Source organism: Epibacterium sp. MM17-32, from assembly GCF_022348205.1.
GTDB lineage: Bacteria > Pseudomonadota > Alphaproteobacteria > Rhodobacterales > Rhodobacteraceae > Epibacterium.
The window spans coordinates 586189-608015 of sequence record NZ_JAKRFC010000001.1 but is presented as its reverse complement, the minus strand read 5'-3'; the positions used below and the strand labels follow the sequence as shown (position 1 = coordinate 608015).

The following is a 21827-nucleotide window of genomic DNA, read 5'->3' as shown; positions in this document are numbered from 1 at the left end:
GCAGATGGCCCTGAAAGTCACTTCCGGCGCCTGGAGCGATGCCGCAAAAGAGAACCAGCAGCAGCGTGATGCGCTGCGGCGAGCGTTTTTTGCTCAGGCTGGCGTTCCTGTTGCGGGCTCTTTGCGGGATGTGTTCCTGTCCCCTGCTAACCGCATCACCAACGTGGCCAGCTTGGTGCAGCACGTGCTGTCCCCCCGGATCGACGACGCCAATCTGACCGCAGCCGCTAAGGCTTCTCTTCAGGCAGCTGAAGCCATCGGCCTGGCAGTACCGGCGCTGCCGCAGCACTTTGACAGCCGCCCGCACAGTATCGCTGCACATTCGCCTGAGGTCCTGCGCAGTTTCTTCGTTGACGACGAGGAAACCGGTCTCGAAATGGCGATGTTTTGAGGGGGCACCGTGGCTGAAACCGCTCAAGAGAAATTCCTTCGCGAGAAACAGGAATATGAGGACGCGCTTGCGGCCTATCGCAACGTTCTGGGCCGCGCAGCTGGCACGGTGCAGATCCCTTATGCCATGCAATCCAGCTATGCCGTAGAACACCAGGGCTACGAGCGGGCAGCCACCGACCCCTGGATAACTGAACGCTTTCCAGACCTGCAAGCTGCCGCTGAACGGGTTCAGGCCGAAGAGCAGCAATTCCTGGCTCTTGACGATCCCTTCCCATCGCATGCCAACAGCCAGTGCTCGATCGCCAACTATACCGCTCTGAAAGTCTATGAGTACTATGCGCTTTTCGAAACGATTTACCTATTGGCAACCGACGCGGCGTTTCGCGACCAAGTCGTTGCGCAAATAGAAGCGTTTCTGACTGGCAGTGGCTTGGACCACTACATGGCAGCGAACTACCTGCAAAATCAGGCTGACACTCTGATGCTGCGGAAGCCTGATCTCTTGGATTACTGGCTGTCAGACGACGCTGGCGACGAAGTATTGCGTCAGCGCGAGCAGGAGATCGACCGGCAACTGGAAGCGATCGGTCGGCAGACAGCCTTTCACAAATCCGTTGTCGAAAGCAAGATTGCTGAGTTTTTCACAGCGGTCTGGCAGGATCTGAAGCAGAAGTATTATGATTGCGGCATTCTCTATGCCGTATCCACAGTTGGTGTTGACGGCATCTTCCTTGCCGCTGAAATTTACTCAGGGCTTGCGTTTCTCCGCTTCTTGAAATTCGGTCTCCGGGCATTACCCAATACCGGACAGATTACGGTGGATATACTGGACGGGAACGGCCGGAAGATCGTCGACAGAACCCATAGTCAGGCCGCCCTAGCAGCCAAGTACGGCAAACCGCAGGAGAACGGTGTCGGCGGATTTGCACCGGACACCAACCGCAACATCCCCGACAGCCCGGCTGAAAAGGTGCTGGAACAGCCGCCGAGGGATCGGGAGCAAGGTACGGGCCGGTCAGATCAGCAGGTCGCGCCTGAGGACGTCGGTCCTGATCCCAAGGTCACCCCCCTCGACAAAGGGCAGACCCGCCACCAGCGCGGGACTAATGAGCAGATCATTAGCCATGATCCTGCGACCGGTCGGCCAACGGGGGCTTCGGGAACGATCCGACAGGATTTCGGCTCGACAAAACGCGGCGATAACGCGACGGCCATTGGCAAGCTGGGTGATGACGGCGATCAAGGCGGCCATCTGGCGGCCCACCGCTTCTTCGGCGACACGCCAGACGAAGGTATTGCTCCACAGGCGGGGAACCTCAATATGGGCGCCTGGAAAACTATGGAGAACGAGTGGGCCGACTGGACTAAAATGGGATATGAGGTTGATTTCAAAGTCGATCCGTATCCGCCAGGGGCGGTGAGGCCGGATGAATTTGATGTTCGGTACGTGGTGCGTGACCCAAAGACAGGAAAGATTATGTACGAAGTCGAAAGAGAATTCGATAACGAAGCAGGACAGAGTTTTAAGCGGGTGACTTGGCGCGACATGAATGAAAACTACGCGAGGAAATAATGAACGCAATTGAAGAAATGGTCAAAGCTACTGTCGGCTACCACGAAGCTTTTGGGCAAGATTGGGTGTCGTTTGGTCTAGTGGTCGAAGTCAAAGAGGACGGAAGGCCCCACGGAACGAACGGCTACCTTTTCAAATCCGATGGTGACTTCGAAGCTATTTCCGTGAAACCCCGCCTTCTTCGCCCATCAATCGCGGCTTATCTCCAGGAGGTATACGGCGATACCCAACCGCCGATCAAAATGCTTCTGCAATTTGATCGCGCATCTGGTCGGTTCAATGTCCAGTTCGAGGATAAGGACGAAAGCCGCTGGCAGGTTCGCCCGGCAGACATTCACGGATATATCGAAGAACTTCGCCCCAAGTTTGACCAATGACACCTGCCGAAGAGGTCCAGGCCAGAAAGCTGGCCAATCTGATCCTGCCCTCCATTCCCGGTGACTACGCTGAGGATGCGGTGGCGGTTTCGGCTTGGTTGTGGCTGTCACCAAACGGAAAGGGCGCGGGCGGTGGCGCGCGAGCCTACGATCCGCTCGGTCATTCCAGCGGCTTCAGTTTCCCGATTAAGCCTTTGTTACCAGTGCTGAACACGCTCCGCGCGGTTCATCCGGACTATGAAACGCGGCACTGGAAGACCGCGCTGCTGCAATTCGGGCGCAAACCGCATGAACTTCATCTGAGTTATGAATACGAAGATCCCTATCGATGGATGATCACTGAGGAGAACTTCAAAGCCGTTCTCCCGACGCTTCGGCCAGGTTTTCTGCCGCCAGCCTGATCGCAATGCCCATCGCCATAATCCGCAGGTCGGACGCTGGGGCGAAGTCGAAGCTGACCGATATGCCGCCAGCCAGGGGTGGGAAAGATTATTTGCCCCAACACTACGATGGACAGTCCCTTTCCCGGCCCAGGTAAGATCGACGCGATACATCGCGATCCGGGCCCGCCGCCGCGCTACATTGTTTCTGACGCCAAGGCGCTGGGGTCACAGCAGGGAACCACAAAACGAGGGGTTCTGCAGATGTCTGACGAATGGATCCGAGGAAGACTTGCCAAGGCAGGCCTTTCGCGTATGCACGCCCGCGAAATGGGCGAAGTATATGATCGGGTGCTATTACGCGTAGACAAAAGTGGAACCGTAACTGAGGAATGGCTCGATAAATTCGGCAAACCTGTTGCTGGGCCGGCATGGAGAATTCAAGAATGAGAGACCGCATTGCAAACGCGTCTTTTTGGAAACAGGCACTTGCATTCCAGGAAGAAGATATCGTCTTTTTTGAAGAAAGCTATCGCAAACAAGATCCTGCTAAAGCTGGCGGTCGAGGAAATTCAGGTGAAGCACTCAGAGACAGTCTTTTCGAGATGTCGCTTCTCCTCTATTCAGCCGGTGCGCCTATGGAAGAAGTTGTGGCCCCAGGCTTCAGGGCGGTGGCGCAGCACTTTCCGGAGATCGTCTCACGTTTCGGAACCAAGATGCCCAATGGCATTGCGCGAGTCGGATATGATAACTACCTGCGGGACATGTCATTCCTGGTTTTGGCCCGGGCAGAATCTACTGAGGCAGAAGCCTTCTTCAGAACACTTGATCAATTCGATCTGCAAATGGACGGCTATGGCGGCTACGATCGGATCTGGGCGGCCTACCGACAGCATTTCGGCCTGCCGGAGGTTCCCGTCACGAGTGATGTGCATTGGCCCGAGGCCTATCAGAACCTGTGGTTGGCCATCGATCCCGCAGAGCCGGAATTTGCCCGCCCCCATCATTTGAAAAAATTTGTGGATGGCTGGTATGATGAAATGGCCTCTGAGTTGGCAGCCCAGACGACCCGCGGTGAGAACCTGGGAGAAAACAGTACCTACGTTGGCTACTGGTGCTTGGAGGCAGCTGCGGCCTCCGTCGCGTTTGGGATTGATGATAGGGAATTACGCGACCATCCCCATTACCCCGCTGAATGGGCCGATTGGGCGCGGTCGTAGCTTCGAGGCCGCACCGTTGTGATGAGTAGGCCGTTTTTGCAATCAACTTAATCTTGGGAGTGAGTGTCACGCCTGCTGCGGGACGAAAAGAGGATATCGGGTCGGGCAACGATGGCTTCCCACCCACACCAGCGAGTTCAGGAAGCGGTGATGTCGGTATCAATGGGAAGCCGGCGTTGCGTGAGGGGGATGCTTTTGCGCCGCACGCAAAGCCTAAACACCCGCCGCACGCGCGAGCTCTGTGGGCTGGATCGAGTAGCGTTTTTATCAACGGAAAGCCCGCTGGCCGTGTTGGGGATTCTATCGATTGCGGCGGGGCTGTCGAAAGCGGCTCTGACGATGTGTTTTGGCGGATGATCATTCAACGAGACTATTTCCGCCGGATAACTTGAACACTGATCGCCCCTCTGCGGCTGCGGCACGGTTCCGGCCCAGCCAAAGCAGTCACTGGTATGTGTACGATGAATTGGCGCTTTATCCTGCGACCCGTGAGTTCGATGAAAATAGGCGATTGCACTTGCGGCGAAGGTCAGCTCTTCCTAGTGCGCCTGCGGCATGGATCGCTCACCATGCCTCTAAATCCCACTACTTTGCAAATAGCGCTCTCTGCGCTTTCCTGTCATTCGACTAGGACGCAGCATTTGGTACAGTGGGACTCTGCATCCCCGTCTTTTAGATCCGCATGAATGGCAGCTGTCGTATTGAGTCAGAAATGCTTGACGTTTGGGTCAGAATTGGATGAGGCGGCCGTTCCGTTCCCTCGGGTTTTGGCCGTGGATTGGGTCAAAGGTGTTAAACGTTCCACACAAGTTGTTGAAAGCCAGACGAAATTGACCACCTAGGCGTCATAAACTGACCCAATCCACATGATGTGATTGCAGCGGTCGCTCTCCGGAGGCGAACGAGGTCCGGTGTGTCGACCTCATGGAAAATTGCCGTGAGGAGAACGACCTATGAAACATTATGCCGGTTTGGGCGTGTCGCTGAACGAGATTTCGATCTGCGTCGTGGATGAGGATGGCAGGACGGTCGCGCGGGGAATATGCCCTGCTGACCCTGAAGGCGTTGCGGGCTGTTTTCGCAACCGCGATCTCAAGCCCCGCCGGATCGTGCACCAGAGCGGGATGCTATGGATCTGGCTGCAACGCGGGATGGCCCGGCTGGGATTGCCCGCAACCTGCATTGATGCCCGCAAGGCGCACAAGAGCCTCTCGGCGCGGCCGAACAAGTCAGACGCCGCCGATGCTGAGGGGCTGGCGTAGCTCGCGCGAACCGGTTGGTTCACTGCGGTGCACATCCGAAGCGAAGAGGAGTATCAGCTGCGCAATCTGGTTGGAGCCCGCGAGCGTTTGATCCGCCTGCGCAAAGATCTTGAAGGTCACATCAGGGGCGTGCTGAAGACCTTCGGCATCCGCATGACGGGCATTGGCCAGGGACAGCAAAGGCAAGCGTTCCGGGACCAGCTGGCCGCGGCCGGCGAGACCGATCCGGTCTCCGAGTTATTGCGGATGGCTTCATCGCCGCCCATACCACGTTGTGCCAGGCGGTGGAGGATCTCGACAAAGCGGTGAGGAGAAAAGCCAAATCCCATCCTGTGGCACTTCGTCTGATGTCGATCCCAGGGGGCGGGCCGGTTAACGCGCTCAGCTTCATCGCGCTGGTCGATGATCCGGGCCGGTTCAACCGGGCCTCCGACGTCGGTGCGTTTCTCGGGTTCACGCCGAAGCGGCATCAATCCGGCGAGGTGGATTGGTCAGGGCGCGTGTCGAAATGCGGTGACGGCGCTATGCGCGGCTCGCTGCTTGAGGCGGCATCTTGCCTGATCCGCCAGGTCAAACGGTTCTCGCCACTCAAGAGCTGGGCCGTGCGACTGGCCGGACGGCGCGGGTTCCGCAAGGCGGCGGTCTCGACCGCCCGCAAGCTCGCCGTTCTGATGCTGACGCTTTGGAAAAACGAAACCGACTATCTATTGACGAAGGAGGCCACCACCTGATCTGAGTTACCGCCCCCGCGGCGGGGAGCGAAGTCCCAACGGGACGGAGGTAGATCGATCTCGTAAAAACGGTTGGGATGCAGGCTCACCTGCTCACCCTGCAATCCACATTGGAGACGATCCACCACCGAACACCATCGTGAGGCGCGTGAGCCGCTACCTCGAAGAGAACCATGACTCCGGACGGACAGATCGCTCGCCGTTTGACAATGTCGCAATCAGAGAGTTGTTTTTGCCGTGTGGCTTGTTGCGTTGGTCTGACCTTCCATTCGGAAAATCAGGGCTGATTTGCAGGTTCAGACTTTGATTTCGCCTGTTCCTGCTGATCTGCCCCAGGTTTCAAAAGGCGGGCGAACGCGGGAGGGGGCGAGGCCATGCTATTCGACTGGGTTGGCGCAGCCGGGGACGGCCCGGTCTAATAGAATTGCCCGAGGAGGAGGGTAGCACCCTCTCCCTGACGGCCAGGGGCGTTTGGCTCGTCCAAATCCCGCTGGCCCAAAAACAGAAGCAGCGGGGTCATCAGCTCCGCCTCCGTGTTGCGGTCATTCAATTTTGAAAACTGAGTTCACAGGTTGCAGAACCTTCCTGCCGTTGACTGCGACATCCTGACTATCTTCTTTCCTGCCCAACTCGGGAATAACTCGGGGTCGCCGAACGTTTCGGCTACAACGCGGGTCTGCGGCTGACCTAACATCGGAAGCACGACCGTTTTACCAAAATAGAAATCCTCATCAATCAAGCGAATGCCTAGCAGTATGCTGAAGAAGTCGGTTCTCGACGCAGCTTTGGGAACATGATTCTCCCTCTGCACGACTGTGGCGGGGGGGGGGGGGGCGCGGGACGAAGCGAGCGGGTCGTTATTCAGCTATGCCGATCTTGAAGAGCGCATCCCAGCACGGCACCCGTTGCGAAAGATCAGGCAGGTGGTCAACGACGCGCTGGCCAGTCTGGATGCCGATTTCGAGGCGGGCTACACTGATTTCGGTCGCCCCTCGATCCCGCCGGAACGGTTGATCCGGGCCAGCCTGATCCAAATCCTGTTCTCAATTCGCTCCGAGTGGCCGTTGATGGAAAAGATGCAGTATAATCTGCTGTTTCGCTGGTTCGTGGGCCTCGGGATCGACGATCCGGTATGGGTGCCGACGGTGGTCACCAAGAACCGCGACCGGCTGCTGACAGCCGATATATCGCGCAAGGTGATGGCGGCCATCCTGGCGCATCGAGAGGTCGCGCCACTCCTGTCGGACGACCACTTCTCGGTCGATGGCACGCTCGTAAAGGCTTGGGCGACGATAAAGAGTTTCCAGCCAAAGTCAGCGGGCACGCCGCCCAGCGATGATAGGCCGGATGACCCGCCCGCTACATCCATTGGCCCTGTCGCACACCCCGCCCAGACCGAACCCGAAACCGCTCCAATGCCTCGCTACAGCCGCCGTACCCGAAATCCCGAGGTCAACTCCAAGGGCGAGAAGCGTTCGAATGCGACCCATGCTTCGGCCACCGACCCGGACGCACGGCTCTATAAGAAATCCCCTGGCACAGGTGCGGTCACGCTTTATCCTGACGCTCGCAGCCGGAAATCTTGCCCGGCTGCCCCGGTTGCTGGCGGATGGAGGCTCGTGGGGGGAACCAGGCCTGCTTCCAGCCACCCAATCCGGAAGACCGATGAGAGAACTCATTCCACCACGGAGAACAGCTGCCTCTGGCCTGACTAATTCAGCGAACTGTTAAAGACTTGCCGCACCTCTAACGCCCTGCGCGGCCATTCGTTCCTTCGCAAGTCCCGCAGCGCGGCTCAGATCGGCGGCCAGTTCGGCGCGCATCTCCGCGCCACGTGATCGCGCGCGCAGGATTGCTGCGGGATGCCAGGTGATGAGGACGTCACCGCCTCGGATTGCAGGTTCCAGCGTGCCACGTCGCGATGTTAGCGCCGCGCGACGCCCGGTCAGCGCAAATGCGGCGCTCGCGCCGAGTGCGACGGTAAGCCGGGGCCGGATCAGCCGTCGTTCCTGGTCCAGCCACCAGCGGCAATGGTCTATCTCGCCGCGCGTCGGGCTTTGGTGCAGTCGCTGCTTGCCCCGCTGCGTAAACTTGAAGTGTTTCACGGCGTTGGTCAGATAAGAGGGCGGGCATCCGGCCGCTGCCATCGCGGCGCGCAATAGCTGGCCAGCCGGGCCGACAAAAGGCCGGGCTTGCTGGTCCTCGTGATCGCCGGGTGCTTCGCCGACGATCATCAGGGGCGCGTCGGCGGGCCCTTCACCCCAGACCATACGTCGCGGAGCGCAGAGGTCACAGCGCGTACACGTCTCGGCCCCCGCGCGCGCCTGATCTAGCGTGGCAGGCATTGCTGCGATCCGCGCGGCGCGTTTGGGGGGCTCTGTCGGCAGCGCGTCGCGCATCCGCTGCACGCGCGCTTCGGCGTCTTGCAGCATGGCCGGGATCGCGCGGGTTTCGGGGAGGTTTTTCCAGTACTTCACCGGCATTTCGGATTTCATTGCCCCGACCTTTACCCGCGCCGGATTGAATATATGGGTGAAATAGGTGGTCCAAAGCGCCTCTGATGCATCCTCCGGCAGGTCTGGGCGCGGCCCCGGCAGATCAAAATCAAGTTGGCCGTCCGAAAACCGCGCGGTGCCGAACGGCGTCGCAATCAGCCAGTCCATATCGGCGAAGCGGCGGGCGAAGAAGGGCGCGGCGGCCTCCACAATGCGGTGGTCCGGCTCAAACCACGCGGCAAAGCGGCGGCGCGCGCCGTCCGTGGGCAATTCGCGAAACCGGACGAAGGCATGCATCTTGTGAATATCGCGCCCCACGGCCTTTGCCAGCCGGTCGAGCCGGCGGGTCAGAGGATCGGCGGGATTTCCGAGCGAACGCCGGTCATTCTGATGCCGCCAAAGCGCCTGATACAGCAGAGCAGGCACCTCCGGGTCGGTATGGCAGATGACGCTGCCCGACAGCTGAACAAAGCTCTTGGGCACACGAAGATCGCGCGGGCCGTCCGCAGCGGGCATGGGGTCACCGCCAAAGAGCGTGCCGCCCTGCCAGTCGACCTCCTCCGGCGCAATCCCGTGGCTGGCGAGACGCCGCGCGGCCTCACGCCACGCCTTTGCGCGCCCCAGAATGGGCAGGTCGACCTGGATCATGCGAACAGGCTGAGTTGCTCGGGCGGTGGGGCGTAGCGTGCGCGCAGTCCGGCGCTGTCGATCAAAGCGCCAGGCGACCAGTCGGGCAGCGTGATGAACGGTTCGGCCTGTTTCACCCGCGCGCCGATGCGGATCAGATCCGCGTAGCGCAGCGGCCCGGAACGCCGCGCGGCAAGGATACGTTGCACGGTGCGCGTTCCAAACCCCGGAACGCGCAGTAGCAATTCGCGCGGCGCGCGGGCCACATCCACGGGAAACTGTGCGCGATGCGCCAGCGCCCAGGCGAGCTTTGGGTCGATCTCCAGATCCAGATTACCGCCCTTGGCGGAGGATGTGATCTCCGCCGCATCAAAGCCGTAAAACCGCATCAGCCAATCGGCCTGATACAGCCGGTGTTCCCGGATCAGCGGCGGCCGGATCAGCGGCAGCATCGCGGAGCTGTCGGGGATCGGCGAAAAGGCCGAATAATAGACCCGCTTCAGCTTGTAACCCTGATAAAGCCGTGTGGACGTGCCCAGAATATCGCGGTCCGACGTGCCATCGGCCCCAACGATCATCTGGGTCGACTGCCCGGCAGGGGCAAAGCGCGCCGGGCGCTTGCCGCGATGGCTGGCCACTTTGCTGGCGGAGCGTGTTTCACGCACGTGGCTCATGGCGGCGCGGATGCCTTTGGGCTGTTTCTGTGGCGCAAGCCTGGCGACACTGTCGTCTTTGGGAAGTTCCACGTTGATCGACAAACGATCAGCATAGCGTCCGGCCTCGGTGATCAACTCGGGCGACGCCTCGGGGATCGTCTTGAGGTGGATATAGCCCTTAAAGCCATGCGCCTCGCGCAGCATTCGCGCGATGCGGACCATATCCGCCATTGTGTCGTCCGGGCTGCGAATGATGCCCGACGACAGAAACAGCCCCTCGATGTAATTGCGCCGGTAGAATTCCAACGTCAGCGTCACGACCTCTTCGGGGGTGAAGCGCGCCCGTTCCACCCTGCTCGAGACGCGGTTGACGCAATAGACGCAGTCGTAGATGCAGAAGTTGGTCATCAGGATCTTCAGCAGGCTGATGCAGCGCCCATCGGGCGTGTAGGCGTGGCAAATTCCGCTGCCCCCGGCACTGCCAATCCCGCCCCCGCGGGAATCGCGCCGCGTGGTCCCGGAACTCGCGCAGGAGGCATCGTATTTGGCAGCATCCGACAGGATTGCGAGCTTATCTTGGAGTGTGCGCTTCATGAGAACATATGTAGAACACAAGTGCGCGCCGTGCAAGGTTTGTAGCTGTCAGCTCAGCAGATCGGTCTTGTTTGAGTCTTTGATCGACACCTGCACTGGCTTGTCAGGATCGTCCTCGGCGCTGAGGTCGTCGTCGATCTTTGACCAGCCCTCCCTGGGCGCTGGTCCGGATCAGGCTCGGTTTGCCGTGCTTTGATGTTCTGTGGCTGCTTATCTTGAGCCATGGAGGTTCAAACCCCGTCTGAGCCACCGAAAGACTGTCTGGCCCATCCCGCCGTCACATCGCCAAAACAGTCGAGGAGCGAATCCGTTGCCCACCTCTGACCTTCGGTCGTTCGGCCGAGCACGCAGAGCCCATCCGTCACCGGTTTCAATCCGCAGTCGACTTTTAGGTGTCCCGCGCGGATCAGGCCGCGCACCAGGGGATCGGTGAGAGCGTCGGGCGAGGGGCCGGGAAGAACGCAATCGATCATCGCATCGGCAAGGATCTTGTCATCCAGCCGCCACCCACCACGCTCCAGTAAGATCGCCGGGTCCTCTGCAACGGTCAGACGGACCAGACCCGTGTTGATCAGGGCCCGAAGCAGGCGGGCGCTGCGCACGGGCGGGCCGTAGGAGTAGCGCTTCAGACCGTTTTCAAACGCGACCAGCGCGGAGCGGGTCTCGCAACTGCCGTCACAGGCCGCAAAAGGTCCCCGCACATCCTGTTGCAGTTTTCGCCAAACCTGCCCGACAGCATAGCCAACTGAGGGCGCGCGCTGCACGTCCGCCATCGCGAGCCCGTTGTCGAGCGCAGACACCGGGTCATCGCCTTCTTGCGTACCGGGCGCGTCGCGCTCCGCGGCGAGCCAGGGCTCGGGGTCGGTATTGGTGATGCGCGCGATGATCGGCGCAAGGGCGTCGGTCAGGCACCGGACCGCGGCATCCGGCGAAAGCGTCAGTGCCCGCGTCACCGCGCTGATCACCGCGCGTCGCTCGGTTGGGAGCGGATCAAAGAGGGCGTCGATACCGGCATTGGCCGGCTTCGGCATCGGAGGCATCCCGTCAAGCGAGAACGGCACGATCAAATCCGGTTCCCGCCCCGAGGCGCGATAGCTGTCGCCATCCATCCTGCCGCCTTGCCCAAGCGTGAGCAGGGCGATCACATCCAGCGCCGAGAGTGCAAGCCCACGCAGCGCCGCGACCCGCCCACGCCAATCCACGGAGCGGATCGCCGTTGTCGGGTAGGCGTCGATAAAGGTCAGCTTTTGCGCACCGGCATGTGCGCTCCAGCGGGCGGCCTGCGCATCTTGCGTCACCGGGGGCTGGCCTTGCGTCAGAAGCAGGTTGTCAAACGGCCCGCGGCCATCGACGATCCAGCCGCGATCATAATGCGCCGACACGGCGGTGGCGGGGACATGTTCGACGTGGGGTTGCAGTCTCTGCCAGCGCTCTGTCAGGTAGCGGCCTACTTCAGCCCTTGGCGGGTAGGCCTCGGGCGCGCCTCCCAGCCAGTCGGCAAAGCGCGGCGCACCAAGATCAAGCTCGCGAACCGGCAGGTTCAACAGGCACTCGGGCGCTTCATCCGGACGAAAGTTTGGTCCGACGCCCGGGTAAGGGCCTGGTTCAAAGATGCAGATGTGCAGGTCTGGTGCAACCGCCAGCGCCGCCTCGGCGGCGGCCAGCCCCCTGGGGCCGAACCCGATGATTGCTAGCTTTTTCACTGACACGAGAGGCGGCGTAGCTCAGCCGTAGTGGAAAGTAAAGCGCGCGGCGCGCTGGACTTGCGTCGAAAAATCGCCGGGGTGGGCAGAGCGTAGATTTCGAGCCTGTGAAGGCCCGCCATGGTGGTGGCGGGCCGTTGCCAATCGATGACAGGCTCAGGTCGGGACGATGATCCCGGGCAGGTCGTTGACCAGCATGGTGTCGGACGGCTGGAAATGGATCACGGACCGGATCGACTTGCCCGCGTGCAACAGGTCAAAGGCCGTGTTGATCTGGTCGTGCGTCATGTTGTGCGTGATGTAGGGATCGACGTCAAAATCCCCTCGCAGCCATTCATCCACCATGCCCGGCAGCTGGCTGCGCCCCAGAACACCACCAAAGGCCGATCCGCGCCAGACCCGTCCGGTCACCAGTTGGAAGGGGCGCGTGGCGATCTCTTCACCGGCACCCGCAACACCGATGACCGTGCATTCGCCCCAGCCCTTGTGGCAGCACTCCAGGGCCGCGCGCATGACATTGACGTTGCCGATGCACTCAAAGGAGTAATCGACGCCGCCGCCCGTCATCTCGACGATCACGTCCTGAATGGGCTGTGAGAAATCCGCCGGGTTGATGCAGTCATGCGCACCGAGGCTGCGGGCCAGCTCGAACTTGTTCGGGTTGGTGTCGATGCCGATGATACGAGAGGCACCTTGCATTTTAGCGCCCTGGATGACGGCCATCCCGACCGCCCCGAGACCAAAGACCGCAACCGTTGCACCGGCTTCGACTTTGGCCGTGTTGCGCACCGCGCCCATGCCGGTGGGAATGGCGCAGCCCATAACGGAGGCTTTGGCCAGCGGGGCCTCCTTTGAGATCTTGGCCACCGCGATTTCCGGCAGGACCGTGTATTCGCTGAAGGTGGATGTGCCCATGTAGTGATGGATCATCTTGCCCTTGTAGCTGAACCGCGAGGTGCCGTCGGGCATCACGCCCTGGCCTTGGGTCTTGCGGATGGTCTGGCAGAGGTTGGTCTTGCCCGACTTGATATAGGGGCAGTTCGGATCCTCGGGCGTATAAAGCGGGATGACATGGTCGCCGGGCTTGAGCGAGGTCACGCCCTTGCCCAGTTCCTCGACGATGCCGACGGCCTCATGGCCCAGAACGGCCGGGAACAGGCCTTCGGGATCCGCGCCGGAGAGGGTGAACATATCGGTATGGCACAGGCTGGTTGTGACGATGCGGATAAGGACCTCGCCCTCCTTTGGCCCCTCGAGATCGATCTCTTCGATTTCAAGCGGACGGTTGGGCTCCCAGGCGATGGCGGCACGGGTCTTCATGGCATTTCCCTCTGTTGTGGAGTGATTGCCTGATGTTACATTATCACATCGTGAGGGCGAGGCGTTCGACCCCTCGGATCTGGCCAATCAACGGGCCGTATCGGCCACAACAGGGATCAGGCATGTCAGAAAATCAGCACCTAGCCCGCGGGATGGACCAGCGGCGGCACGTCGCCTTGGTGATCTATCCGGGCTTCAAGACATTGGAGGCGACGGGGCCGCTCAGTGTTCTGGGCTATGCCACGCGGCATCTGGCCGAGGCAGGGCACGCCGGGGGCTATGACGTCACCATCGCAGCGCCCGAGGTGGGTCACATCCCCTCGGATACGGCAGTGTCGCTGGAGGCAACGGTCGCGCTGAAGGAGCTCGGCGCGCCGGATACGGTCCTGATCGCCGGCGCCGCCCGGATCGAAGAGGTGCTCTCTGGACAGCACGCGCTGGTGGACTGGTGTCGCGAGAACGGACCGCGGGTTCGGCGTTGCGCCGCGCTTTGTACCGGGTCGTTCTTTCTGGCGGAGGCCGGTCTGCTGGCGGGGCAGCGCGCGGCGACACATTGGAATTACGCCGAACGGCTGCGCCAGCGCTATCCGGAGATTGATGTGGATGCCGATGCGATCTTTGTACAGGCGGGCCGTTTCTGGACCTCTGCGGGCGTTACGGCGGCGATCGACCTGACGCTGGCCTTTGTCGAACAGGATTACGGTCGTGACATTGCGCTCGGGGTGGCGCGCGACATGGTGATGTACCTCAAACGCCCAGGCGGGCAATCACAATTCAGCACCTTGCTGACGGGGCAGATGGCGGGCGCAACCAGCATGACCAAGGTGCTGACCTGGATGAGCGACCGGCTGGATCAACCGCTGAGCCTGAGTGACATCGCCGCCGCGCATGGGATGAGCGTGCGCAGCCTCACCCGCGCCTTCACGGCCGAGTTTGCGGTCGCCCCGATGACCATGCTCGAAGCGCTGCGATGTGACCGGGCCAAGGCATTGCTGCTCGATACGGACCTGCCACTAAAGACCCTGGCCTATCGCGCCGGGTTTCAGTCGGACGAGCAAATGCGCAAGGCCTTTCGCCGCCGCTTTTCCCTGTCGCCGCGCGACTACCGGGCGCGGTTTGCGACCTCCGGCACACCGCCTGGCTAGCGCCCCCGCAGTGCAAACCCCCGGGGCGCGTTGAGCTCAGTGCTTGTAGGCCGCCGCAGCTTCTTCCGCCGGATCGTCGATCGGGTCGAGCACCAGCAGCAGCCGTGTTTCACCGGTGCCCGCGATGGGCGGCGAGCGGTGCAGCACCCCCGAGACCGGCGTTTCCGGCCACCGCGTGCCGCGCAGGATGATCGGCGCGCCCGTGGGGACGGTCAGGATCTGCGCGGGGTCGTGGCCATTTTCGGACAGGCCATACTGCGTGCCGGTGCCGCGATAGGTGCAGACCAGACGGGCCTTTACGGCATCGATATGAAACTTGCGACACGCATTGGTGTCGACGACATCAAAGCGCAGCCGGACGTAGGCACTGTCCATGATATCGGCAAAAATCGACGCCAGCGCCGAGGCGTCTTCGATCAGCATGTTGCGCTCCTCACATGTCGGCGTACCGCATTGATCGGCAATATTGATCAGCGCGTCACAGACCGCATCCGGCCGCAGGATCAGCCGCGCCTTTGGCAATTGTTCGGGCGGCAGCGCATCGATCCAGCGCTGGAACCGCGGCAGCGGATCGCGCTGCCAGATCGTCGCCGCGCAGGCGGGCTGGTGAATGGCCGTCAGTCCACTTGGTGCGGTGACCGATGTCGTGCAGTCGTCGAGCGCGGGGGGCGTGTCGAGGATCATCTGGCGAACTCCTGTTTCTGGCAGAGATGTCAGGGTTGGTAGGGCAGGGAGGAATGGTGCAGGACAATGCGCAGGGTGCCTGTTTCGTCCTTCTTGTAGCCAAAGCTCTTGTCCACCGTGGTGACGGAACCGTCCTTGTTGGTCAGCTTGACCCAGCCCATCCACATGGCGACATCGCCCTGGATGAAGCGCGCCGAGGGGATGCTCTCCATGGCGCGCCAGCCCATGATCGCAAACCCATTGTCGAGGGGGTAGTCATCGGAATGGCCGCAGAAATAGGCCAAGGCCCCGGCTTTGGTCGGGCGAAAGGTCTGCGCGCCGCTGGCCATGGTCGGTTTGAACAACACGGGCCCTAGGTCATAGCCGTAGTAGGCGTCGATATTGGCCGAGGCGACCGCGCGGGCCGCCTCGATGCCGCCGTCCTCAAAGGCCTTTGAGATGGCGATTTTCCCATTGCCCCAGATGGTCAGGGCGTTCTGGATGTCGTCTTCGGTGATCTGCAAGGAACAGTCCTTTGTTTGATGGGGTCACAAGGGGGCCGGTAGCCCCTTCTGGCAGCGGCGGCAGGGCCTTAGGCGCCGCGGGGCGGACGCGCCTCTGTCACCAGCAGGCGGACCGCCTCTGCCAGTGTCAGGGTCTCGGTCTTGTCAGCTCCGTGGCGCCGGATGGTCACGCTGCGCGCGTCGGCTTCTCGTCCGCCGAGTGCGATCTGGACGGGGATCTTTTGCAGCGCGTGTTCGCGCACCTTATAGCCGATCTTCTCATTGCGCAGGTCGGTCTCGGCCCGCAGCCCCGCCGCCTTCAGCGCCTGTGCAACCTCGGTGGCCCAGTCATCGGCGGCCCCGGTCACCGTGGCGACAACCACCTGCATCGGCGCCAGCCACAGCGGCAAATGCCCGGCGTGGTGTTCGATCAGAATGCCGGTGAACCGCTCCAGCGAGCCAAACAGCGCGCGGTGCAGCATCACCGGTGCCAGCTTGTCGCCCGACGGGGCCACATAGGTGGTGCCAAACCGTTCCGGCAGGTTGAAATCCACCTGAAGCGTGCCGCATTGCCAGTCCCGGCCGATGGCGTCGCGCAGGACATACTCCAGCTTTGGCCCGTAGAACGCGCCTTCGCCTTCAAAGATCGTATAGGGATGACCGGCCTGATTCAGCGCCTGACGCAGCGCATCCTCGGAGCGGTCCCAGCTGTCATCGCTGCCGATGCGGTTTTCCGGGCGGGTCGAGAGCTTGATGCGCACATCGTCAAAACCAAAGTCGCGATAGATCGACATCACCAGATCATTGACCTTCAGGCATTCCTCGGTCAGCTGCTCGGGCGTGCAATAGATATGGGCGTCATCCTGGGTGAAGCTGCGCACGCGCAAAAGCCCGTGCAAGGCACCTGACGGCTCGTAGCGATGCACCTTGCCAAATTCGGCGATCTTCAGCGGCAGGTCGCGATAGCTCTTGGTGCCTTGCCCGTAGATCAGCATATGGCCGGGGCAGTTCATCGGTTTCAGCGCATAGTCGCGATCGTCCTCGGTCTTGGCAAGAAACATGTTCTGGCGGTAGTTCTGCCAGTGGCCCGAGGTCTCCCACAGGGCGCGGTCCATGATGTCGGGAGAGTTGACCTCGATATAGCCCGCCTCTTCCTGGCGTTCGCGCATGTAGCCGATCAGCGTCTGGAACAGGCGCCAGCCCTTTGCATGCCAGAAGACAGACCCGGGCGCGACCTCCTCAAAGTGGAACAGGTTCATCTCGCGTCCCAGTCGGCGGTGATCGCGTTTCTCGGCCTCGGCCATCATCGTCATATGCGCATCGAGTGCGGCTTTGTCGGCAAAGGCGACCCCATAGATGCGGCTGAGCATCGGGTTGTTGCTGTCCCCACGCCAATAAGCGCCCGCCACGCGGGTCAGTTTGAACGCGCTGCCGGCATCCGCGGTACTGCGCATATGCGGCCCCCGGCAGAGGTCGAGCCAGTTCCCCTGGCGATAGATCGTGACGGTCTCGCCCTCGGGGATCGCATCAAGCAATGCGAGCTTGTATCCTTCGCCGGCGGTCTCAAAATGCTGTCGGGCCTCTTCGCGGGTCCATTCCTCGCGGGTGAAGGGGGTCCTGGCGGCGATGATCTGGCGCATCTTTTTCTCGATCACCGGCAGATCCTCGGGGGTGAACGGCGTGTCCCGCTCGAAATCATAGTAGAACCCGTGTTCGATGGCCGGTCCGATGGCGGTTCTGGTGCCGGGCCACAGCGTCTGAACCGCTTCGGCCAACACATGCGCGAGGTCGTGGCGGATCAGTTCCAGCGCCCGCGGGTCATCCCGGGTCACCAGTTCCACGGCGGCGCCGTCGGGCAGGGGGCGGGACAGATCCGTGACCTCTCCGTCAACAACCGCAGCGACCGTACGCTTGGCAAGGCTCGGGCTGATGGCGGCGGCAAGATCGGCGGCGGTGCTGGCAGGCTCAAGCGCGCGGCTGGCGCCATCGGGCAGGCGGATATGGATCATTTCGGGGTCTTTCTGTCAGGGAGGGGAGGCACCGGGCAGCAAGCCAGTGGCATCGCGGCGGTTTCTCTGGTGTGGGGGCAACAGGCCGGCATGGCTCAGAACGGCAATTCCAGGGTGTCGACCATCATCCCGCCGGGCAGGTCCGGCGGTGCGGCCTCGGCCTTGGGTTTCATCAGGAGCATGTCGAGGCTGGCCTTGAGGTCGGCCTCGTCCATGTCGCGCGCGATGACAACGACGCGGCTGGTGGTCTCCGCGCCCGACCAGCTTTTGAGCGGCACAGGGGCGTCAAAAATATGCTGCACCCCGTGAAAGACAAACGGGTATTGCAGGCCCTCGACGTGCAGGATGCCTTTCATGCGCAGGATGTTCTGTCCCTTAAGTGCAATCAGCGAGTCGAGCCAGAAATCAAAGACATTTGCGGCAATGGGATCTGTCACTGCGATCGAGGCGGAGATGATCCGATGGTCATGAGTGGCGGGCGCCGATGGGCTGAAGGCCAGCGGGGCCGGGGGCGTCGCCGCGGCGGCAAAGCCGGAGACCCCAGCCAGCGGATCGGGCTGTGCGATCTCTTGCGACAGTCCCAGCCAGCGGTCCACCTCCGGCGCGGCTACGCCGTCGCGCAGGGCGGAGAGGCCAAACAATGTGCCCACCGGCACGCGCCCATGGTCAGCCCGGACACGCGGGGCGGTGGCGTTCAGACCCTCCAGGCGTTTTTCGAGCCGGGACAGGTCAAACCCGTCGATCAGATCCGCCTTCGACAGGATCAGCGTATCGGCCATGGCGACCTGCTGCACCGCCTCGAACTGCCGGTCGAGCGTGCCCATGCCCGTCGCCGCATCCACCAGGGTCACCACCCCATCCAGCCGGAAGGCCTGCGCAATCTGGTAATCGGTCGTCAGCGTGTGCACGATCGGTGCCGGATCGGCGATGCCGCTGGTTTCAATCACCACCCGGTCAAAATGCACCTGACCCGCGTCCTGCTTTGCGATCAGGTCCTCGAACGTCTTGGCCAGATCGCCCAGGATCGCACAGCACAGGCAGCCCGACGGCAACAGGACGGTCTCCTCGGTGGCTTCTTCGATCAGGTCATGGTCCAGGCCGATATCGCCGAACTCATTCATGATGACGGCAATCCGCCCCGCGTCGGGGTCGCGGATCAGGTGGTTCAACAGCGTGGTTTTCCCGGCCCCCAGAAACCCGGTCAGCAAGGTCACGGGAATGCGTTTGTCCTGCTCGGTCATCACCATGCTGGCCTCTTTACAGTGTGTTGCCTTTCGTTCAGGACTGTTACGTTATAACACTACGTTTTACAAGAAGCCGGAGAAGGCGATATGACACAACTGCACTTCCAGCCCCGCACCACCGTGGAACAGGTCGAGGAAAGCACCGACCTTGCGCCCAAATTCGGCGAGGATGGTCTGATGCCCTGCATCACCACGGACGCAACCACGGGCGAGGTGCTGATGCTGGGTTGGATGAATGCCGAGGCTTTTCGCCTGACGATCCAAACCGGCGAGGCGCATTATTTCAGCCGCGCCCGGCAGGTGCTGTGGCACAAGGGGGCGACCTCCGGCCTGGTTCAGACCGTGGTCGAGGCGCGCATCGACGACGATCAGGACGCCCTGTGGCTGCGTGTCGATGTGACCGGCTCCGGCGCATCCTGCCACGTGGGCTATCGGTCCTGTTTCTACCGCGCCGTGCCACATGGCGCAGAGGCCGGGACGCCGCTGACCTTTGTTGAGGCGCGCAAGACCTTCGACCCGGTGGCGGTCTATGGCGATGCGCCGAACCCGACCCAACTCTGACCCTGCGGCGTCGGGGCAGGGCATTTGTACGCCGCTGCCGGGGCAACACCGTCGCCGCACCGGGCTTTGGCGCTTGACAGGATCACGTCACTTTGCCTAAGTCCCGGCCATTCTGGTCCGGCTGGGAGACCACCCGGTTAAAAGGGAACACGGTGAGGTGTAGCCAACAGGCGCCGAATCCGTGACTGCCCCCGCAACTGTGAGCGGAGAGCAATGCTACGATATGCCACTGCCCGGAAAGGGTGGGAAGGTGCGGCAAAGCTTCGACCCGCGAGTCAGGAGACCTGCCAGGAGGATCACCCTGTCCGGGTGCGGGGCGCGCCAAGGACAACGGACTTCCGTAGTGGTGGCAGTTCTCACCGTCTGCGGGGGCAAAGCCTTCCAAAGACCCGAAATTTGGACCCGCTGCCCGGTATGGGCAGTGTGCCTGGCGTGTGTATTGCGCGCGGGCTGGGAGGAATGGAATATGGACAAGGCAAGCCTGTCACTGGCCGCCGCACTGGTGGTCGCCCCCGCAATCGCAACCGCTCAGGAGGGCGGTGTCATCGATCTCGGCGAGATCATCGTCTCCGGCGGCCTGACCCCGATCGAGGCGGACAACTATGGTCGCTCGGTCTCGGTCATTACCGCGCAAGAGCTTGAAACACGCGGAGTTACCACCCTGCAAGATGCCCTGCGCGGCGTCCCCAGCGTGGCGGTGAACTCGACCGGCAGCGGCTTTACCCAAGTGCGGATCCGCGGCGGCGAAGGCAACCACGTGCTGGTGCTGATCGACGGGGTCGAAGCCAATACCGGGTCGGGCGGCGAGTACATCCTCAGCGGCCTGACCGTCAGCGATATCGAACGCATCGAAGTGCTGCGCGGCCCGCAATCGGCGCTGTATGGCGCCAATGCCGTCTCTGGCGTGATCTCGATCACCACCAAGCGGGCGGAAAAGCCGGGTACTTCTTATGGCGGCGGGGTTGAATTCGGCTCCAACAGCACCCGTGCTGCCAATGCCTATGTGCGGCAGCGGTTCGAGCGCGGCGAGCTGAACTTCTCCGTCGACACGCGCCAGACCGATGGCGAGGACGGTTCGCGGCTGGATGGCGGCGACACCGAGTTCAACGACCGGGAAACAGTGAACCTGACCGGTCGGTATGAGATTACGGATCAGATCACCACCGGTTTCACCCTGCGGCGCACGTGGCAGCACTATGGCAGCGAGGACACGCTCCCCTTTGGCTCCACGTCTCCGACCTCTGAAGGCTATCTGGTGGAAAGCCCGGCAAACACCGACCGCGACGAAGTGTTCGGCTCGTTGTGGCTGGAGGCCGACAGCGCCTCCGGGCGCAGCAGGCACCGGTTTTCCATCAGCGGCACCGACCAGGAGAACCAGTCCCGGGATGGCGCCTTTGGCCCGTCCTCCAGCGAGTCGACGCACCGCGCGTTCAAATACCTGGGCAACTTTGCACTGGATGGGGCGGGGCTGGATCAGTCCGCACACCGCCTGAACCTGCTGCTGGAGGCCGAAGAACAGACCTACACGGCGTCCTTCACCGGCAGCACCGCGTTCGAGCGCAACAGCGAGGCCGTCGCACTGGAGTATCAGGGGGAACTGGCCAATGGTCTCGACCTTCAGGCCGGGCTGCGCCACGACTTTAACGACACCTTCGAGAATGCAACCACCTGGAACCTGTCGGTGTCCTATCAACTGCCCGGCCGCGACATCCGCGTGCGCGGTGCCGCCGGGCGGGCCTTTGTGAACCCGACGATGTTCGAGCAATTCGGCTTTGTTCCCGGTTCCTTTGCCGGCAATCCGAACCTGAAGCCGGAGGAAAGCACCAGCTACGAACTGGGCGCGGACTTCGGTCTTGGCGATCGCGGTGAGCTGGCGGTGACACTCTATCGGAATGACGTCGACAATCTGATCCAGGGCTCGGGCATGACAGCTGTCAACATCCCGGGCACCAGCAAGTCGCGTGGGTTTGAGCTGGAAACCTCCTTTGCCGTGCTGGACTGGCTGGATCTGAGCGGCGCCTATTCCTACACGGATGCCGAAACCGCGACCGGTGCGGTGCAGGTGCGCCGGCCAGAACACGAGCTACGCCTGTCGGTGGCGGCGCAGGCCTATGCCGGGCGCGGCACGGTCAACCTGGATGTGCGTCACGTCTCCGGCAATCACGGCCGCCAGTTCTTCGCGACCGGCACCCCGACGGCAGAGCTTCCGTCCTTCACTGTCGTGGATCTGGCCACCACCTATGACCTGACGGCCAATGCACAGCTGACCGCGCGGGTGACGAACCTGCTGGATGAAGACTATCAGGAATCCTGGGGGTATTTTGCAAATGGCCGCGAGGTCTTTGTCGGCGTCCGGGCATCGTTCTGATCC

Annotated in this window: 21 protein-coding genes, 1 pseudogene and 1 riboswitch; of the genes and pseudogenes, 13 read left to right on the top strand and 9 right to left on the bottom strand. The window is 61.9% G+C overall.

Going from position 1 to position 21827, the window contains the following annotated elements:
• The first annotated feature begins 4 nt into the window (after positions 1-4).
• From MHM88_RS02910 to MHM88_RS02875, 8 genes are all read left to right on the top strand, one after another.
• Positions 5-391, top strand: a complete 387-nt coding sequence (locus tag MHM88_RS02910) for a hypothetical protein (protein WP_239359755.1) — start codon at positions 5-7, stop codon at positions 389-391.
• Positions 392-400: 9 nt separating this feature from the next.
• On the top strand, positions 401-1966 hold the full coding sequence (locus MHM88_RS02905) for a DNA/RNA non-specific endonuclease (RefSeq protein WP_239359753.1): 1566 nt from the start codon (positions 401-403) through the stop codon (positions 1964-1966).
• A complete protein-coding gene (locus MHM88_RS02900) occupies positions 1966-2343 on the top strand; it encodes a hypothetical protein (protein WP_005607309.1) in 378 nt (125 codons plus the stop codon). Before MHM88_RS02905 ends, MHM88_RS02900 begins: the two co-directional genes overlap by 1 nt.
• Positions 2340-2744, top strand: coding sequence for a hypothetical protein (locus tag MHM88_RS02895; protein ID WP_239359750.1), 405 nt, complete (start codon positions 2340-2342; stop codon positions 2742-2744). Before MHM88_RS02900 ends, MHM88_RS02895 begins: the two co-directional genes overlap by 4 nt.
• 243 nt (positions 2745-2987) lie before the next feature.
• Positions 2988-3173, top strand: a complete 186-nt coding sequence (locus MHM88_RS02890; protein WP_239359748.1) for a hypothetical protein — start codon at positions 2988-2990, stop codon at positions 3171-3173.
• The gene (locus MHM88_RS02885) at positions 3170-3943 is read left to right on the top strand and encodes a PoNe immunity protein domain-containing protein (RefSeq protein WP_239359746.1); all 774 of its coding nucleotides are present in this window, start codon (positions 3170-3172) and stop codon (positions 3941-3943) included. The genes MHM88_RS02890 and MHM88_RS02885 overlap by 4 nt, the downstream gene beginning before the upstream one ends.
• A gap of 59 nt (positions 3944-4002) precedes the next feature.
• Positions 4003-4335 (top strand): PAAR domain-containing protein, encoded by a 333-nt coding sequence (locus MHM88_RS02880; RefSeq protein WP_239359801.1) that lies wholly within the window; start codon positions 4003-4005, stop codon positions 4333-4335.
• 561 nt (positions 4336-4896) lie between these two features.
• On the top strand, positions 4897-5205 hold the full coding sequence (locus MHM88_RS02875; protein ID WP_239359744.1) for a hypothetical protein: 309 nt from the start codon (positions 4897-4899) through the stop codon (positions 5203-5205).
• On the opposite strand, the gene MHM88_RS02870 is transcribed toward MHM88_RS02875, so the two are convergent.
• Complete coding sequence (locus MHM88_RS02870) at positions 5173-5391, bottom strand: hypothetical protein (RefSeq protein WP_239359742.1); 219 nt, start codon at positions 5389-5391, stop codon at positions 5173-5175. The genes MHM88_RS02875 and MHM88_RS02870 overlap by 33 nt on opposite strands.
• Positions 5392-5552: 161 nt before the next feature.
• Between MHM88_RS02870 and MHM88_RS02865 the strand changes: the two genes are divergently transcribed.
• Together MHM88_RS02865 and MHM88_RS02860 are read left to right on the top strand one after the other, a co-directional pair.
• Positions 5553-5936, top strand: coding sequence for a transposase (locus tag MHM88_RS02865; protein ID WP_239359740.1), 384 nt, complete (start codon positions 5553-5555; stop codon positions 5934-5936).
• A gap of 815 nt (positions 5937-6751) precedes the next feature.
• Positions 6752-7495 (top strand): annotated as a pseudogene (locus MHM88_RS02860) (transposase); the annotation flags it as partial.
• Between the two features lie 168 nt (positions 7496-7663).
• Here MHM88_RS02860 and MHM88_RS02855 read toward each other — a convergent pair.
• The 4 genes from MHM88_RS02855 to MHM88_RS02840 all read right to left on the bottom strand — a co-directional run bounded on the left by MHM88_RS02855 (position 7664) and on the right by MHM88_RS02840 (position 13331).
• On the bottom strand, positions 7664-9079 hold the full coding sequence (locus MHM88_RS02855) for a UdgX family uracil-DNA binding protein (RefSeq protein WP_239359738.1): 1416 nt from the start codon (positions 9077-9079) through the stop codon (positions 7664-7666).
• Positions 9076-10308, bottom strand: coding sequence for a putative DNA modification/repair radical SAM protein (locus tag MHM88_RS02850; protein WP_239359727.1), 1233 nt, complete (start codon positions 10306-10308; stop codon positions 9076-9078). Before MHM88_RS02850 ends, MHM88_RS02855 begins: the two co-directional genes overlap by 4 nt.
• Positions 10309-10538: 230 nt before the next feature.
• Positions 10539-12011: an FAD/NAD(P)-binding protein gene (locus MHM88_RS02845; protein WP_239359725.1), complete on the bottom strand. Its 1473-nt coding sequence runs from the start codon at positions 12009-12011 to the stop codon at positions 10539-10541.
• A gap of 156 nt (positions 12012-12167) precedes the next feature.
• Positions 12168-13331, bottom strand: a complete 1164-nt coding sequence (locus MHM88_RS02840) for an S-(hydroxymethyl)glutathione dehydrogenase/class III alcohol dehydrogenase (protein ID WP_239359723.1) — start codon at positions 13329-13331, stop codon at positions 12168-12170.
• Positions 13332-13453: 122 nt separating this feature from the next.
• On the opposite strand from MHM88_RS02840, the gene MHM88_RS02835 reads away from it, so the two are divergent.
• Positions 13454-14476, top strand: a complete 1023-nt coding sequence (locus tag MHM88_RS02835; protein ID WP_239359721.1) for a GlxA family transcriptional regulator — start codon at positions 13454-13456, stop codon at positions 14474-14476.
• Between the two features lie 36 nt (positions 14477-14512).
• Here the strand turns inward: MHM88_RS02835 and MHM88_RS02830 are convergent, their stop codons facing one another.
• The 4 genes from MHM88_RS02830 to MHM88_RS02815 form a co-directional block, all read right to left on the bottom strand.
• Positions 14513-15160: a DUF1826 domain-containing protein gene (locus MHM88_RS02830; RefSeq protein ID WP_239359720.1), complete on the bottom strand. Its 648-nt coding sequence runs from the start codon at positions 15158-15160 to the stop codon at positions 14513-14515.
• A gap of 29 nt (positions 15161-15189) precedes the next feature.
• Positions 15190-15663, bottom strand: coding sequence for a phosphoribosyl-AMP cyclohydrolase (locus tag MHM88_RS02825; protein ID WP_239359719.1), 474 nt, complete (start codon positions 15661-15663; stop codon positions 15190-15192).
• 68 nt (positions 15664-15731) lie between these two features.
• The gene (thrS, locus tag MHM88_RS02820; RefSeq protein ID WP_239359718.1) at positions 15732-17651 is read right to left on the bottom strand and encodes a threonine--tRNA ligase; all 1920 of its coding nucleotides are present in this window, start codon (positions 17649-17651) and stop codon (positions 15732-15734) included.
• A 95-nt stretch (positions 17652-17746) separates the two neighbouring features.
• Positions 17747-18898 carry a GTP-binding protein gene (locus tag MHM88_RS02815; RefSeq protein WP_239359711.1) on the bottom strand — a complete coding sequence of 384 codons (1152 nt, stop codon included), beginning with the start codon at positions 18896-18898 and terminating at the stop codon, positions 17747-17749.
• Between the two features lie 84 nt (positions 18899-18982).
• Here MHM88_RS02815 and hisI point away from each other — a divergent pair, with 84 nt between their 5' ends.
• Together hisI and MHM88_RS02805 are read left to right on the top strand one after the other, a co-directional pair.
• Entirely contained in the window at positions 18983-19456 is a 474-nt protein-coding gene (hisI, locus tag MHM88_RS02810) for a phosphoribosyl-AMP cyclohydrolase (RefSeq protein WP_255734212.1), read from the top strand.
• A gap of 96 nt (positions 19457-19552) precedes the next feature.
• A riboswitch (cobalamin riboswitch) is annotated at positions 19553-19763 on the top strand.
• A 159-nt stretch (positions 19764-19922) separates the two neighbouring features.
• Entirely contained in the window at positions 19923-21824 is a 1902-nt protein-coding gene (locus MHM88_RS02805) for a TonB-dependent siderophore receptor (protein WP_239359709.1), read from the top strand.
• The last annotated feature ends 3 nt before the right edge of the window (positions 21825-21827 follow it).

Coding starts and splice junctions, on each gene's coding strand:
- MHM88_RS02815 (WP_239359711.1), bottom strand. CDS start 18,898: ATGGTGATGACCGAGCAGGACAAACGCATTCCCGTGACCTTGCTGACC.
- MHM88_RS02885 (WP_239359746.1), top strand. CDS start 3,170: ATGAGAGACCGCATTGCAAACGCGTCTTTTTGGAAACAGGCACTTGCA.
- MHM88_RS02840 (WP_239359723.1), bottom strand. CDS start 13,331: ATGAAGACCCGTGCCGCCATCGCCTGGGAGCCCAACCGTCCGCTTGAA.
- MHM88_RS02835 (WP_239359721.1), top strand. CDS start 13,454: ATGTCAGAAAATCAGCACCTAGCCCGCGGGATGGACCAGCGGCGGCAC.
- MHM88_RS02910 (WP_239359755.1), top strand. CDS start 5: ATGGCCCTGAAAGTCACTTCCGGCGCCTGGAGCGATGCCGCAAAAGAG.
- MHM88_RS02855 (WP_239359738.1), bottom strand. CDS start 9,079: ATGATCCAGGTCGACCTGCCCATTCTGGGGCGCGCAAAGGCGTGGCGT.
- hisI (WP_255734212.1), top strand. CDS start 18,983: ATGACACAACTGCACTTCCAGCCCCGCACCACCGTGGAACAGGTCGAG.
- MHM88_RS02830 (WP_239359720.1), bottom strand. CDS start 15,160: ATGATCCTCGACACGCCCCCCGCGCTCGACGACTGCACGACATCGGTC.
- MHM88_RS02900 (WP_005607309.1), top strand. CDS start 1,966: ATGAACGCAATTGAAGAAATGGTCAAAGCTACTGTCGGCTACCACGAA.
- MHM88_RS02875 (WP_239359744.1), top strand. CDS start 4,897: ATGAAACATTATGCCGGTTTGGGCGTGTCGCTGAACGAGATTTCGATC.
- MHM88_RS02890 (WP_239359748.1), top strand. CDS start 2,988: ATGTCTGACGAATGGATCCGAGGAAGACTTGCCAAGGCAGGCCTTTCG.
- MHM88_RS02805 (WP_239359709.1), top strand. CDS start 19,923: ATGGACAAGGCAAGCCTGTCACTGGCCGCCGCACTGGTGGTCGCCCCC.
- MHM88_RS02850 (WP_239359727.1), bottom strand. CDS start 10,308: ATGAAGCGCACACTCCAAGATAAGCTCGCAATCCTGTCGGATGCTGCC.
- MHM88_RS02865 (WP_239359740.1), top strand. CDS start 5,553: ATGTCGATCCCAGGGGGCGGGCCGGTTAACGCGCTCAGCTTCATCGCG.
- thrS (WP_239359718.1), bottom strand. CDS start 17,651: ATGATCCATATCCGCCTGCCCGATGGCGCCAGCCGCGCGCTTGAGCCT.
- MHM88_RS02895 (WP_239359750.1), top strand. CDS start 2,340: ATGACACCTGCCGAAGAGGTCCAGGCCAGAAAGCTGGCCAATCTGATC.